Origin of the sequence: Haloterrigena alkaliphila, from assembly GCF_017352155.2 — an archaeon.
GTDB lineage: Archaea > Halobacteriota > Halobacteria > Halobacteriales > Natrialbaceae > Haloterrigena > Haloterrigena alkaliphila.
Window position 1 is genome coordinate 1,204,327 of the sequence record NZ_CP071462.1, and the last position, 14,693, is coordinate 1,219,019.

The following is a 14,693-nucleotide window of genomic DNA, read 5'->3' on the forward strand; positions in this document are numbered from 1 at the left end:
ACCACCCGAAGACAACGAACACCAATGAATCGAACCACATCGATCGCACTGGCAGCGGTCCTCCTCGTCGCGACGGTCGCAGCCCCCCTCGCTGCGGCGAGCGTCGTCTCGAGCGGCAGTACCCAGAACAATCCCGCTGACGGTGGCAACGAGTCGATCGCACCCGGCGAACGGTTCGCCGCCGCCGTCGGCGTCCAGAACGCCGAAATCGAGGGCGACGTCTCGGAACGCGCCCTCGGCGCCAGGATCTCGAACGCCGAGACGAACGAGTCAAAAGCGGCCGTCATCGCGACGCACGTCGAGGAGAGCGAGACGCGACTGGCGAAACTCGAGGACAGGCTCGAGACGTTGAACGAGTCCCGCGAGGCCGGCGACCTCAGCGACGGGCGGTACCGGGCGAAGGTCGCGACGATCGTCGCCGAGATGCGCGCGATCGAGCGACAGGCGACGGTAGCCGAACGGGGCGCGGTCGGACTGTCGGCCGAGCTGGCCGAGCGCGGGATCGACCGCGAGTCGATCCGAACGCTGCGAGACCGCGCCGGTGAACTCGGCGGGCCGAACACCGCGTCGATCGCTCGCTCGATCGCCGGCGACGACGTCGGGCGGCCGGCGAGTACCGACCGCGGGCCTGGCGCTCCGACCGACGTCCCCGGCGCGAATCGGTCCGACGAACGAGGTCTCAGCGACGAACGGGATCTCGAAAACGGAAACGAGACGGGCGGAGAATCGAACGATAGCTGAGAGCGACCGCAGTCGTGCAGCCGTTCGATGGTGTTCGGTACCGTGGGCAAGTGAATAGTCGTAGTCGACGCGTACGTGACGGTCGATACCGCGGCCGGAACCGCCGAGAACGTGTTTTTGAGCACTGAACGCACGACGACAGGCGGCCGTTCGTCCGCGAGTTTAAGTACCAGAACGCGGCCAGACCGCCCATGATCGACGATTCGATCCGCGTGCTCGCGGGCGACTGCACCGTCATCGCCGAGAGCGCCGACCGGGAGGAGTACCGCGGTCGGGTGACGACCATCGTCAAGCCCGACAACACCGTGCTGGTCCACGACGCCGACGGCTACCAGCCGGTCGCGTGGCTCACCCGCGCCGACAGCGTCTCGAGCGATCGTGCGAACGACTTCACGCTCGTCGCGAAGAAGGACACCCAGACGCTGCGGATCGCCGCCCACGACCGGGACGGGTTCGCCAGCTATCCCACCTCCGCCGCGGGGACGCCCGTCGGGCGGTGTCCCGACTGCGGCGCCGCCCTCGTGCGCTCGAGCGGCGTCCACTGCGTCGGCTGCGGAGAGCGCTACGGCGTGCCCGCCGACGCCACGATCCGCGACGAGCAGTGCGACTGCGACTGCGGCCTCCCCAGAATGCGCGTCGAGCGCGGTCTCGCCTTCAACGTCTGCCTCGACCGGGCCTGCGAGTCCCTCGACGCGGCGGTCCGCGAGGCCTTCGACCGCGAGTGGGACTGTCCCGAACCCGACTGCGACGGCGACCTCCGGATCCTCCGCCGGGGCGGCCTCATCGCCGGCTGCGAGCACTACCCCGACTGCGACACCGGCTTCGCCGTCCCCGCCGGCGTCGTCGACGGCGAGTGCGGCTGCGGCCTCCCCACGTTCGAGACCGCCAGCGGAACGCGCTGCCTCGACGCCACGTGCCAAAAAGGGCTAGCGAGGGCGCTCGAGGCCGACTCCGCGGCCGACGACTAACATCCTCCCGACAGAGCGAATTCCCACCGGCGACAGCCGCCCGACCAACCGGCGTGCGGTGGGTGGGACTGAAAGGGGCTGTCCCCGTCCGGGAAGCCGGACGACGCAAGGACCGCAGCCGAACGGAGTGAGGCGAGGACCACAGCGAGTCCTGCGACCGGACGGGGTCAGGGGCTTTCGAGGTGTTCGAATCGGATGTAGCCACTCGAGTAGCAGTCGAGAAGAGGAATCGATCCGCAGCCACTTAATCCCGGACCGACAAACCCCGGCTATGGGACTCGAGGGGCGGTTCGACGAAGCGGCGGGCGTCGTTCGCGTGGGCGACGACGCGCGCCAGCGCTACCACGATTCGCGGGGCTACGGCTACCCGCTCGAGGGGAACGAGATCGCGCTCGCGCCGGTCGAGGCGGCCCACCTGCTCTTCCGCGGGGACCTCGAGGCGGTCGTCGACGACGGGGGCGAGCGGCTCGATTTCCGGACGTTCGTGGCCCGCGAGCCGGGCCGAAAGTTCGGCGTGCGGTTTCTCGTCTACGCCGACCTGCGGTCGCGGGGGTTCTACCTGTCGCCGGCCGCGGAGCCGTGGCTGGCCGATCCGCCCGGCGGCGAGGCCGATTTCGCGGTCTTCCCGCGCGGGAAGGGACCGGGCGACGGCGAGGTCGAGTACGCGCTGCGAGTGATCGGCGAGCGGACCGATATCCCCGCCGACGAACTCGCCGACGGCGTTCTGGCGGTGGTCGACGAGGAGAGCGATATCACGTACTTCGACGTCTCTCGGCGGGAGCCGTCGGGGACCTCAGAGGCCTCGCTGCCCGACCGCTGCGAGGCCGATCTGTTGGCCGACCGGGTCGTCGTCTGGGAGCCCCCGCTGGACCTCTACGAGTCGGCCTTCTACGGCCAGCCGCTCGAGGGGCGGGAGTACGAGCGGCCGACGCTCCAGTGTTCGCTGCTCGAGGCGGCCTACCTGGCAGCGCGCGGGGCGATCGACCTCGATCCGGAGACGGTTCGCGAGCGGGGCCGGTCGGTCGAGGGCGAACGGTTCGACCGCCGGCTGACGGTCTACACCACCCTGCGCGAGCGCGACGTCGTCCCCAAGACGGGGTACAAGTTCGGCGCCGACTTCCGGACCTACGCCGACGTCGAGTCCGTCGAGAACCTCGGCCACTCCGAACTGCTGGTCCGGGTACATCCGGCCGGCTACGTCTTCGAGCCGCGAGACCTCGCGCTCGACGTGCGGCTGGCCCACGGCGTCCGCAAGACGATGGTGTTCGCGCTGGTCGGCGAGTCCGGCGGCGTCGACTGGTGGTCGCTCGAGCGATTGACGCCCTGAACGCGCCGCGCAGCTACCGGGAGCGGACTCGAGACCGTCGACTCGAGCGAGCGGAAACGTGAAAACCCATCGGACGAGTATTCCGGTCATGCAACTCGAGGTGATCGGCGTCGGCGGCGCGGGCTGTCGGATCGCCGACGCGATCCGGGCCGCGGAGCCGGCCGACCACGCGTTTCTCACGGACGTCTTCGCGTTCGACACCGACGAGTCGGACCTGAAACGGACGGTCGTTCCCGAGTCACACCGCCACCGGTACGGCCAGGGGACCGGCCTCGACGCCGCGGACGACCTCGAGCGCCGGTTCGAACTCGGCGAGAGTCACGCCGGCGAACTCCTCGAGGCAGTCGAGCGCGAATCGTCGACGGCGGCCGACGCCCGCCTCGTCGCGGTGGGCCTCGGGGGCGTGACCGGCGGCGGCGTGGCCCCCGCGCTCGTCGCCGCATTGCAACGGCGGGACGACGCTCCGGTCTACGTCCTCGCGACGCTGCCGGCCGACCGGGAGTTCGATCCCGACGCCGACGCGGGGGACACCGGTCCACACTCGGGGGCGACCGCGAGTCCGACCGCCGCGTCCAGCGGGCCGCCGCGACCGAACGCGGCGGCGAACGCGGTCGCCACGCTCGAGCGACTCGACGGACTGGCGAGCGCGATCGTCTGTTTCGACAACGAGGCGTGGCTCCGGCCGGGCGAGACGATCACCGACGCACGCGATCGGTGCAATCGGGAACTGGCGCGGCGCGTGACGGCCGTCTTCGCCGGCGGCGGAGAATCGGACGGCCCCGTGGCCCAGAACGTGATCGACGCGAGCGACGTCGAGCGAATCGTCGGCAACGAGTCGGCGATCGTCGCATTGGGCTACGGCGACCAGACGGTCGAAACGAGCGGTTCCCGATTTGGCCTCGGACTCATCCCCTCGGAGCCGGACGTCGAGACGAGCGAAGCGGTCAGCGCCGTCGAGACCGTCGTTCGGAAGGGGATTCGCGGCAAGCTCTCCCTCGAGTGCGAGCCCGAGTCGGCCGACCGCGGGCTGTTGATCGTCGGCGGGCCGCCGGCGTGGCTCAACCGGCGGGCGATCGCCGAGGGCCGGGGAGTGCTCCAGTCGACCGTCGGCGGCAACGGCGTACTCGGCGGCGACGCGCCGCGTCCCGACGGCGAGACGGTATTCGCCGCGGTCGTGCTCGCCGGGGTCGAATCGGACCGACTCGAGGAACTGCGTGCCGCCGCCGATCGGACCGCGTGAGATCGAACGAACGATCGCACGGAAGGACGAAACGCGTGGATCGATGGGACTGAAGGCGAACGGGCGTGGTCTGCTCTCGTGGCAACGAAGAATCGCCACACCCTCCCCAGCCGATTCGCTCTCTCGCGTCGCTCGTTCGCTCATCCCTCGCGCATGACCGGCGGCCACCCTCACTGTCGTTCGGGCGGCCGCCAGCGCGCGCCACCGCACACCGGGTGACGGGGACGCCGCGAGACGTCGGTAGCCCTGGTGAACGATCCCTCCATTTACAGTTACGCGAATTGCTCGAGGAACCGTTTCCCGAGCACGACTTCCGTCCCCGCGAGTCCGACGGAGCAAAACAGCGTGACGTCGGTTTCGTCCGTCCGACCCAGTTGCGGATCGTCGAGCACGTCCGCCAGTTCGACCATTCGTTCGTAGTCGTCGCCGGAAACGAGATACTCGCGGTCGTAGGCGTCGACCTGCGGGATCGAGTCGGTCGCGATGGCGTCGGCGCGGTCGACGACCGCGAGGGGGAGTTCGTGAGCGTCCCGGAATCGCGGCCCGATGGTCGTGATGTGGGTCCCGGCCTCGAGCCAGTCGGGGTCGAACACGGGGTCGGTGCTGTTCGTCGCACAGACGAGCGCGTCGGCTCCGCGGACGACCGGTTCCGGATCGTCGACCGCGCGGACCGGCGGTTCGACGTCCTCGTCGGCGGTTTTGACGAACGATTCGCGGCTTTCCGGGGTCGGACTGTAGACCAGCACCGCCGCGAAGTCGCGGGCCGCACAGGCCGCGCCGACCTGCGCACGCGCCTGAAACCCCGATCCCAGAATTCCGAGGGTCTCGCTGTCCTCGCGCGCGAGGCAATCGATCGCGACCCCGCCGATGCCCCCCGTCCGGAGGCCGCCGATCGCGTGGCCGACGAGCAGGCCCTCGAGGCCGCCGGCGGTCGCGTCGAAGACCGTCACCAGTTCCGTCTGACCGTCGGCAGCGCCCGGATGGGTCCCGTAGACCCGGAACCCGGCGGCGTTCGTCGGCCCCGTCGCGGCGCCGGCGGTGAAGACGAGGTCGCCCGCGCCGGCGTCGACCCGCCAGCGCGGGGGCGCCTCGAGCGTTCCGGCGGCCCGTTCGGCGAACGCGTCGCGCATGGCGTCGACGACCGTCTCGTAGTCGAACCGCGAGTAAACGTCGCCGTCGGTGAGAATCGGGAAATCGACCATACACGGACATCGGACGGGACGGTAATAACGGTTCGAGGAACGCTCGAGCGAACCGAACTACGCCTCGGGGTCGCCCGGAATCGCCGCGCCCTCGTGCTCGAGCAACTGCCGTTTCAGGTCCAGCCCGCCCATGTAGCCGGTGAGCGAATCGCGCCCGACGACCCGATGGCAGGGAACGATGACGGGGATCGGATTGCGGCCACAGGCTTGCCCGACCGCGACGGGGGCCGTCTCGAGTTCGGCCGCGAGATCACCGTAGGTTCGCGTCTCACCCGGCGGAATTCGCGCCATCGCTCGCATGACGGCGCCCGTGAAGTCGTCCGGATAGTCGATCTCGAGGTCGAATTCCGTTCGGACTCCGTCCTCGTACTCCCGAACCTGCTCGCGGATCGTTGCGGGGTCCGCGTCGATCCTCGAGGCGTCGATCTCGCGGTCGCGGCCGAATACCGGAACTTGCATTTGCAGCGACTTCGTCGCCGCTGTGCTTCACTCTACGCATCCGGCCGTATCACTACGAAATGCTTCCGTAACCACCGTCAAAGGCGATCATCAGAGTCGTTCGCAACCCTCGGGTCACGGGATTTCGTCGACAACGCTCCGAAGTTCGTCGGTGTCGACCCATTCGTGGGATCGGTCACCGGTCAGGAGGACCTCGACGTGTGAGGCGGCCATTCCGTTGGCGTACCGTTCACGCTCGGTCGCTTCGTCAGGATATCGACGTTTCAACACCCAGACCTTGCTCCGATAGGACGGGGCAAACAACAGCCCCAGTTCCCAGACGTAGCCACCATCGAAATCCTCGATAACGCCGACGACGTGTGTCGCCCGCCCGCAGAGAATATCGAACACGCGGGTCCAGAGGCGGATTTCCGCTGGCGTGAGTCCGAAGTCCTCCAGTTGCATAGCGACTGACGGAGGGTCGGTTCGTGTATCGAGCAGGTCGTAGACGATCTCGCGTCGCGTTGCGGCCCCAGTCTCACCGCCCGCACCGACTACCAGATATCGCCGATCGTGGCCCTTGATACGGTCCATCTGTTCGCCGTTCAGCAGGTCCTTGATCCGCTGGTGTTCGCTCGGGGAGAGGCTTACCGTCTCGAGTTCGGCTATCAGTTCGTCCTCAGCCGGAATAGCGCTCCCATCGGTTTCGGGAGCGTCGAAGCGCTCGTCGTCGGCGTCCATCATTCAGCCGTCGTGTCGGAACCGATATCAATTGTACGTTCTCCGTTCAATTAATCATGGTACTATTTGTGCTACTAACCTCATTTGAATGCGAGTGTTTATGATGATGGCTCCCTAACGAAGACATATGAGGCCGGAGACACCGGTAGCTGTCCCATCCCATGGGACTCACCGCGCCACCGACGCTGAGTTCGATACGTGGCGAGCACTCCAGAAGGCGACTGACAAGAAACGGGCAGACCTCCTCGCTGATATCGTCGGGCATCCGACGGGGATGCCGAGCGTCGAGGAGTTGGACTACATGAATCCGCCCCTCAGTGACGACGCCATCCGTCGGCACCTCAATACGCTGACCGAGGTCGGCGTCGTCCGAGAGCGCGAATTCGAACCCGGCGAGCGGCTTCGGGACTACCCCTACAAATTCTACGAGATCACCGACGCGGCCCGTGACCTGTTCGATCGCAACGGCCTGTTCCCGGAGGAGGCGTGGCAACGCCAGTACCGGGCCGTCGAGAAGACAGCCCGAATTCGAGAGATCGAATCGATGCCACGTCCCGACGCCTGATCCGGCGGCGTCCGCCGTCAATCGCCTCTCGAACGGCGAAGCCGAAGGCTTTTGCGCGACGGCGAGCGAAACAAACCAGTAATGACCGGAGACGACCCGCTCGAGGAGTCCGAGTCAGGGGAACCGTTGACCGATGGAGGTGACGAAACCGCAGCGCCACAGTCGGAACTCCGTTCCGACGGCGGTGCTGCCGGTGCCGACGACGTCGCGCTGGATCCCTGGGGCTCCTCGAGCGTCTCCGACTACCGCAAACTCTTCGAGGAGTTCGGCATCGAGGAGTTCGACGAGGTGCTCGAGGAGGTACCCAACCCCCACTACCTGATGCGCCGGGGCGTCATCTTCGGCCACCGGGACTACCGGCCGGTCGCTCGAGCGCTCCAGAACGACGAGCCCGCGGCCGTCCTCTCGGGGTTCATGCCCACCGGCGACCCCCACATCGGCCACAAGCTGGTCTTCGACGAGATCATCTGGCACCAGCAGCAGGGGGCGGACGCCTACGCGCTGATCGCCGACCTCGAGGCCAACTCGGCCCGCGGGATGAGTTGGGACGAGATCGACGAACACGCCCGGGACTACCTGCTCTCGCTGCTCGCGCTCGGCTTCGACCTCGAAGAGGGCGAGCTCTACCGTCAGTCGGCGAACCGCGAACTGCAGGATCTGGCGTTCGAACTCGGCGCGGAGGCGAACTTCTCGGAGTTTCAGGCGATCTACGGCTTCGACGGCGAGACCGACGTCTCCCACATGCAGTCGGTCGTCACCCAGATGGCCGACATACTCTACCCGCAACTCGAGGAGCCAAAGCCCACCGTGATCCCCGTCGGCCCCGATCAGGACCCCCACGTCCGGCTGGCCCGGGATCTGGCCGAACGGATGCGATTTTTCAAGGTGAGCGAAGCGTACGCCAGTTTCGAACTCGAGGACGAGGAACGAGCGCTCGTGGCCGACTTCTACGACCGGCTCGACCCCGCCGAGTTCGACGACGACACCCTGCGCTGCGTCCACGTCGCCGAGGCGCTCGAGGAGACGCCGCTCTCGGAACTCGAGGTCGGCGCCGATACGCTGAGCTCCGTGCTGACGAAACTTCAGGAGGCCGGCATGGAACCGATCCGGCCCCGCACCCGCTTTTTCGACCGGCGCGCGACCGACGAGGCCTTCGACGCCCTGATCGAGGCCGTCGAGGGCGAGAAGCGGGTCTACGAGAATCACGTCGACGCCTTCGAACTGGACCGCGCCGCGGCCGAGGAACTCGCCCGCGAGATCGAGGTCGACAACGGCGGCTACGGGTTCCAGCCGCCGTCGTCGATCTACCACCGGTTCATGACCGGGTTGACGGGCGGGAAGATGTCCTCCTCGATCCCCGCCAGCCACATCTCGCTGCTGGACGACCCCGAAGACGGCTACGACAAGGTGAAGGCAGCCTCGACCGGCGGCCGCGAGACTGCGGAGGAACACCGCGAGAAAGGCGGGAAAGCCGACGAGTGTCCCGTCTACGAACTCTACGCCTACCTGCTGGCCGGCGACGACGACGAGTTCGCCAAGCGCGTCTACGACGAGTGTACCGGCGGGGAGCGGCTCTGTGGCGACTGCAAGGAGCAGGCCGCCCAGCTCATGCGGGAGTTCCTCGAGGACCACCAGGAGAAACGCGAGGAGGTCGCGGAGTTACTCGAGGCAGCCGACATCGAACTCGAGTCGCCGCGACGTCGCTAGCGGGTTCGATTTTCCGTTTCGAACGCTGGTTGGTCCCCTCGTCTCGATCCACCGTCATGTAACAGGCTCCTACTTGGTACTCAGTCACGTTCGCGTGCAACGTTACCAATTCGATCAACCACTCTATAATTAAGACGGGATAGATGGTCGCCGACGTATGAAGCTCGGTGCGACCCGCGGCGACACCGTCTACGCGACGCGCGGACTGACCGTCGGCCGCATGACGCCTCGAGGGGGGTTCGAGCCCACCGGAACCCTGCCGAACCCCGACGTCGAGTTCGCCGGCAAACAGCGCGTCAACTACGGGCCGCTGAACCGCTGGTGGACGAAGCGGCTGCTCAATCGGGTCACCGGCTGGTACACGACGACGAACGTCTGGCCGGTCGCCGACGGGGTGTTGCTGGCGACCGTCGGCCACCACCTCTACCGGTCGATCGACGACGGGCGAACGTGGAGCCACGTCCACGAACTCCCGTTCGATTCCGGGCCGATGGGCGCGTTGCCGACGTCGGTGTGCGCCGCCGACGATCGCGTCTTCCTCGCGGAGTACACCTTCGAGGCGGAACCCGCTCGCGTCCTCGTCAGCGAGGACGAGGGGGCGACCTGGGAGACCTACCTCGAGACCGAGGAGCGCCGTCACTTCCACGGAATCTTCTACGACGAGTACTCGGGGACCGTCTGGGCGACGACGGGCGATACCGACGACGAGAGCGCCATCGGCCTCCTCGAGGGCGGCGAGTTCCGCCCGGTGCTCGAGGGGAGCCAGCAGTGGCGAGCGGTGGAACTGGCGTTCACGCCGGAGTCGATCTTCTGGGGGATGGACTGTTCGTACGCCGAGGAGGTTCGGCTGTTCCGACTCTCGCGGTACGAGATCACCGAGTCGGACCCGACCCCTGAGCAGATCGGAACGACCGACGCCTCGGTCTACTACGCCGACACCGTCTCGGTCGACGGCGACGACTGGGTCGCGATGGCGACCGCGGCGGAGGTCGGCGTCGACGACACGTCGCCGCCCGGGTCGGAAAACACCTGTTCGCGGTCCGCTCGAGTGATCGTCGCCGGTCCCGAATCGGAGTACGAGACCTGGTACGAACTGTACTCCTTCGAACGCCAGCGAACGCTCAACGAACACCTCTCCGACCTGCCGAACGCGAGCGCGTACGTCTACCTCGAGTCGACCGAGAGCGAGAAACTGCTCGTCAACCCGTTCAACACGACGTCACACCACGGCGAGATCCTCTCGGTGTCACCGAACGCGCTCACCGCGCTGACGACCGACGACGTGCGCGAACGACCCGTCGAGCGCGAGGCGCAGTCGGACCGAGCCGAGGTGTCGCCCGGCGGCGACGACTATCGGTGAGAGACGGGAATCGGTGAGAGACGGGACCCGTTCGAAGCCGGCTCACGTCACGAGATAGTACGGCTCCTCCGCCATTTTCTGCCCGATAAACTGATCGAGTTCCCTGATCGGCGTGACGTACAGCGGAAGCCCGTTCAGATCGAGGGTCTCGAGGATCCCCGCGTTCGCGAGGTCCCGCTGGAGTTTGAGCTTGTTGAAACTCCAGAAAATGCTGTCGTAGTAGTTGGTTCGGAGTTCTACCTCTTCCATCTCGCCGTCGTCGTGAATCACCCCTTCGAACGTTTGTTCGACCGAGTACGGCGCGCCGTACTTGGCCTCGAGATGGTGGAGGTACGAACACTTCCAGTGGGGCGTGCCGATCGCGGCGACGAGCACGTCGTCCTCGTAGAGCTGCTCGAAACAGCCGTCGTCGGCGAACGTGTCCCGGTGGGTACGGTCGTCGAACCGGTACGGACCGTCGACGAGGATCGACTTGCACGGATCCCGCGTCCGATACTCGGCGTCCTCGAGGAGGAGTTTGGAGAACGTCCCGTGCATCGGTTTCGAGTGCTGCCTGTCGAAGACGCCGGACTCCCGGAAGTAATCCGTGAATCCAGGTGCGAGCACCGACTCGAACGAACCGGTCAACGCGTCCCGGAGCACCTCGTAGGGATTGCCGTCGAAGGCCGCGTTGACGTCGCTCAACCCGACGTGGACGAACACCTCGTCGTAGGCGGAGTACGACTCCAGCACCGCCTCGAGTTGGCGTTCGTCGCTGGTCCCGATCCGACGGGGCCGTTTCTCCCACGCCTTATTGATGGCGATCGTTGACCACCGAGTGGGCTTCATTAGGAGACGGAAAACACGCTCGAAAACATAAGTAACCCGGAGATAGATCGAGTATGTCGTCCTTACTGGTCGGTCGTCGCGGAAATGTTGGTCGGCCGTCGTCCGGGAGTGCCGTTCGACCGTCACCGTGGGAATACCGGTCGGCCATCGTCCCGGAGTGCCGATCGGCCGTCGCCCCGGGAGTACCGGTCGGTCATCGCCGCGGAGCGGCGGTTTCTCTCAACGGACTAAGCGGAAAATATACAGTGGTGACCGATGAACGCCGTCTCGATGCGACGAGACCGCTCCGGCGAGCACTCCCGCGACGTCCTGCGCTGTGCCGACCTGCTCGGGTCGTTCGGCGTCACGCCCGCCGACGTTCGCGCGCAGCGACGGGAGTACCGAACCACGGTGCCGCCCGGAGCGGCCGACGACGCGTCGCTCGAGACGATCCTCGCGGAGGTGCTCGCCGACGCGCGCGACCGGAGCGCCCTGGTGAGCCACCTGATCGGCCGGAGCGACCGCGGCCTCTCCTGTTCGGCGCGATACGCCCAGCGAGCGCTGGGACGCGAACTCGAGGCCCTCTTCGAGGCGATCGGCTGGTCGTTCGAGTGGACGCGAACGGGACCGACCGAAAACGGCCGCGATCGACTGGAACTCACCGCGACGGACCCGAACGGGCGGTCTCGAGAGACGACGATAACCTATCCGGAGACGCCGCTGGCCGACGACAACCTGCCGGCCGTCCTCCGAGCGGTCGACGAACGCCTGCTCGCGGGCACCGACGCGACGATGGTGCTCCTGTCGACGGGCGTCGACCGCTGGCGGGCCGCGCTGGTCGAGACGAGCGAACTCGACGACCTCCGCGACCGGTACGGGCCGCGGCTCTCGGCGTTCGACCGACCGCTGCTCCCGGCGCACGGACTCGAGGCGTACGTTCCCGACGATCCCGATCGCGACCGTCTCGATCCGGCGAACGCGACCGAGTCGGACCCGTGGCCGCCGTGGGCGCTGGAACGCGCTGAACGTCACTCGGGCTCCCTCGGCAGCGCTGTCGACGCGTCGGCCGCGGACGCGGGCGACGACCGCTCCGCCGTCGGCTCGCTCATCGACGAGGCCGAACCGGATCGCGCCGCGACGCCGACGGGCGCCTCGAATTCGTCGTCCGCGTCGGCGTCGAAATCGACGGCACCGTCCGAACCGTCGGAGTCGGCGGCACCGTCCGAACCGTCGAAGTCGGCGGCCGCGTCGAAACCATCGGAACCGGCTGCGACGTCGAACCCGTCGACGGAGGCCGGCGGGTTCGAGATCCGGGGCGGGTCGCCGACCGTCTCGCGGGTGGGCGACGGTGACGGCCCGGATACCGACGTGTCGCCGCGGGACGTCGCCGACTCGATGCTCGAGGACCAGCGCGAGCGCGAGACGGAGTCCGCAGTGGGGCGAGCGTCGGACGATAGTCGAGCCGACGCCGCCGAGAACGGCGACGACGCGAACGACGGGTTCGGGACGCTCTCGGGGTCCACGAAGACGGCTCGCGTGACCAACGACTCCTTCGGGACCGGCGAGGAGTTCGCGACGGCGGACGACCGCTACCGCGCGCTCGGGATCGCCCTCGGCGCCGGCGGCGCGGTCTCCGTGCGGGGGCTGCTCGAGGACGACGACTTCCTCCCGGAACTGCCGGCGGCCGGGCCGACCGAGACCCGCATCGAGTTCGCGGAGTCGTTCGACCCCGACGCGGTCGAGGCGGCGACCGCCAGCGCCGAACGAGAGGGGTTCGAGTGGGTCGATTCCGGCTCGCTCGAGACGACGCGGCTCCCGGATGGCTAACGGTGCCACTGACAATCAGTAAACGCCTCACCGCGCGGGCGCGGCCGATTCGTCCCGCGACTCGCCGGACGGAGTCAACACTGGCACCGAGACGGTAACGATCGATCCGGTCGGCTCGTTCGCCGCGAAGCGCACCGACCCGCCGGCGATTTCGGCACCCCACTTGGCCAGCCAGAGGCCGAGACCGCTCCCGTGTTCGAGCGGCGTCTCGGTGCCGCGCTCGAGGACCGACCGTTCGTAGTCGTCGATCCCGGGACCGTCGTCCGCGATCCGAACCCGGACCCACTCGTCGTCGGTCTCGGCGGAGATTCGAACGACGGGGTTCGAACCGGTGTTGTGCTCGACGCCGTTCTCGAGGAGGTTCGCGAACACCGACTCGAGAACGCTGTCGACGTAGACGTCGTCCGGCCCCCGCTCGCGTTCGATGCGAGCGTCCGGATACTCCTCGCGGACGGTCACGACCGCCTCGTCGAGGAGCGACTCGAGGGGGACGGCGTCGGTCGACTCCCGTCCCCGTTCGAAGAGGTCGATGATTTCGCGGGCCTTGGCCGCCAACTCCTCGATCCGCGCCGCGCTGTCCGTGATTTCGTCGGCCGCGCCCCGTCGCTCGACGTCCGCGAGCAACTCCGCGTAGCTGCTGATGACGTTCGTTTCGGTGCGGATGTTGTGCCGGAAGACGCGGTTGAGGACCTCGTGTCGCTGTTGCTGTCGGACGTGTTCGCTGATATCGTGAAACGTGATGATGTGTCCGATCGTCCGATCGCGGATATCGGTGATGTGGGTCGCCGTCACGTCGTACAGCCGGTCGTCGTGACGGCTCCGGAAGGGGCGTCGCCGCGGAACCGAGCCGTCCGTCGGGACGAGCGAGTCGTCGGGAACGATCTCCCGAAGCGGCCGTCCGAGCGCGGGACGGCGCGCCGTCCCTAGGATCGCTGCGGCGGTACCGTTGATGTCGACGACGGAGTCGTGACTGTCGGTGACGACGGCGCCGTCGGGCATCCGCTCGAAGAGCAGGCGGCGCGCGCGAGGCGTCGGCGACGGACTCGTCCCGAAGAGCTGAAAGCGCGTAAGGGCACCGAGGTAGGCGACGCCCGAGATCATGAACGCGACCGGTGTGGGATCGAGCCCCGGCAGCGGAATCGCCCCGACGAGAAAGAGGACGTTGCTCACCCACGGCGCTGCGATCCCCACGAGGAGTGCGGCGCTTTGCCCCCTGAACGGCAGCGAATCGTTCCAGATCAACTCGAGGAGCGGGAGCGACCCGAGCAGTCCCAGCAGGTACGTGTAGGCGGCGATCACCCAGAACCAGGGACCGGGCGTCCGAGCGAGAAACAGCGTTCCGCTCTCGCGAACCAGTCTCGAGTCGGTGTAGAGCAGCGGACTGTCGGTGAGCGCGAACCAGACGGTGAGCGCCGGAACGAGCGAGAGGAGCGCGACGTACCGCGGTCGAACGTACCGATCGCGGCCGGTGTACTCCAGCGAGAAGAGCATCCAGCCGATCGGAATGGCGACGACGCCGATCCAGCGGAGGTTCGCCCAGAAGACCTTCGCCTCGAGCGTCGACGCCTGCAGATCGAACACGAGGAAGATCGACCACCAGCACTGCCCGACGAGCATCACGACGAGCGGAACGGCGCCGGGTTCTGGCCGTTCACGCCACGCCAGAAGCGCCGCCGCTGTCCCGACGGCAATGGTCGCCAGTAAGATTCCGGAGAGGAGAACGTGAGAGAACACCGATACGGGAGGAATGCCTCCGGCAGTATTAAAGCT

13 protein-coding genes are annotated in these 14,693 nt (G+C 67.4%); 8 read left to right on the forward strand and 5 right to left on the reverse strand.

The genetic code is table 11. The annotated features are described in order from the left end of the window. The first annotated feature begins 24 nt into the window (after positions 1-24). The 4 genes from J0X25_RS24715 to J0X25_RS24730 all read left to right on the forward strand — a co-directional run bounded on the left by J0X25_RS24715 (position 25) and on the right by J0X25_RS24730 (position 4,276). A complete protein-coding gene (locus J0X25_RS24715) occupies positions 25-741 on the forward strand; it encodes a hypothetical protein (protein WP_225896736.1) in 717 nt (238 codons plus the stop codon). Positions 742-932: 191 nt separating this feature from the next. Next, on the forward strand, positions 933-1,709 hold the full coding sequence (locus J0X25_RS24720; protein ID WP_207290204.1) for a DUF91 domain-containing protein: 777 nt from the start codon (positions 933-935) through the stop codon (positions 1,707-1,709). A 271-nt stretch (positions 1,710-1,980) separates the two neighbouring features. Beyond that, complete coding sequence (gene endA / locus J0X25_RS24725) at positions 1,981-3,036, forward strand: tRNA-intron lyase (protein ID WP_207290205.1); 1,056 nt, start codon at positions 1,981-1,983, stop codon at positions 3,034-3,036. Between the two features lie 88 nt (positions 3,037-3,124). Then, on the forward strand, positions 3,125-4,276 hold the full coding sequence (locus J0X25_RS24730) for an FtsZ/tubulin family protein (RefSeq protein WP_207290206.1): 1,152 nt from the start codon (positions 3,125-3,127) through the stop codon (positions 4,274-4,276). 272 nt (positions 4,277-4,548) lie between these two features. Here the strand turns inward: J0X25_RS24730 and J0X25_RS24735 are convergent, their stop codons facing one another. The 3 genes from J0X25_RS24735 to J0X25_RS24745 form a co-directional block, all read right to left on the reverse strand. Continuing rightward, positions 4,549-5,478: an ornithine cyclodeaminase family protein gene (locus J0X25_RS24735; RefSeq protein ID WP_207290207.1), complete on the reverse strand. Its 930-nt coding sequence runs from the start codon at positions 5,476-5,478 to the stop codon at positions 4,549-4,551. Positions 5,479-5,535: 57 nt separating this feature from the next. Next, positions 5,536-5,937 (reverse strand): methylated-DNA--[protein]-cysteine S-methyltransferase, encoded by a 402-nt coding sequence (locus J0X25_RS24740; RefSeq protein WP_207290208.1) that lies wholly within the window; start codon positions 5,935-5,937, stop codon positions 5,536-5,538. A 114-nt stretch (positions 5,938-6,051) separates the two neighbouring features. Beyond that, positions 6,052-6,657 carry a DUF8170 family protein gene (locus J0X25_RS24745; protein WP_207290209.1) on the reverse strand — a complete coding sequence of 202 codons (606 nt, stop codon included), beginning with the start codon at positions 6,655-6,657 and terminating at the stop codon, positions 6,052-6,054. A 127-nt stretch (positions 6,658-6,784) separates the two neighbouring features. On the opposite strand from J0X25_RS24745, the gene J0X25_RS24750 reads away from it, so the two are divergent. From J0X25_RS24750 to J0X25_RS24760, 3 genes are all read left to right on the forward strand, one after another. Continuing rightward, positions 6,785-7,222, forward strand: coding sequence for a helix-turn-helix domain-containing protein (locus tag J0X25_RS24750; RefSeq protein WP_207290210.1), 438 nt, complete (start codon positions 6,785-6,787; stop codon positions 7,220-7,222). 81 nt (positions 7,223-7,303) lie between these two features. Beyond that, positions 7,304-8,929: a tryptophan--tRNA ligase gene (locus tag J0X25_RS24755; protein ID WP_207290211.1), complete on the forward strand. Its 1,626-nt coding sequence runs from the start codon at positions 7,304-7,306 to the stop codon at positions 8,927-8,929. A 157-nt stretch (positions 8,930-9,086) separates the two neighbouring features. Next, entirely contained in the window at positions 9,087-10,289 is a 1,203-nt protein-coding gene (locus J0X25_RS24760; RefSeq protein ID WP_207290212.1) for a WD40/YVTN/BNR-like repeat-containing protein, read from the forward strand. Between the two features lie 42 nt (positions 10,290-10,331). Here J0X25_RS24760 and J0X25_RS24765 read toward each other — a convergent pair whose 3' ends face one another. Beyond that, complete coding sequence (locus J0X25_RS24765; RefSeq protein WP_207290213.1) at positions 10,332-11,117, reverse strand: AAC(3) family N-acetyltransferase; 786 nt, start codon at positions 11,115-11,117, stop codon at positions 10,332-10,334. A gap of 270 nt (positions 11,118-11,387) precedes the next feature. On the opposite strand from J0X25_RS24765, the gene J0X25_RS24770 reads away from it, so the two are divergent. Continuing rightward, positions 11,388-12,923 carry a hypothetical protein gene (locus J0X25_RS24770; RefSeq protein ID WP_207290860.1) on the forward strand — a complete coding sequence of 512 codons (1,536 nt, stop codon included), beginning with the start codon at positions 11,388-11,390 and terminating at the stop codon, positions 12,921-12,923. 27 nt (positions 12,924-12,950) lie between these two features. Here the strand turns inward: J0X25_RS24770 and J0X25_RS24775 are convergent, their stop codons facing one another. Beyond that, positions 12,951-14,657, reverse strand: a complete 1,707-nt coding sequence (locus J0X25_RS24775; RefSeq protein ID WP_225896737.1) for a histidine kinase N-terminal 7TM domain-containing protein — start codon at positions 14,655-14,657, stop codon at positions 12,951-12,953. Positions 14,658-14,693: the final 36 nt, after the last annotated feature.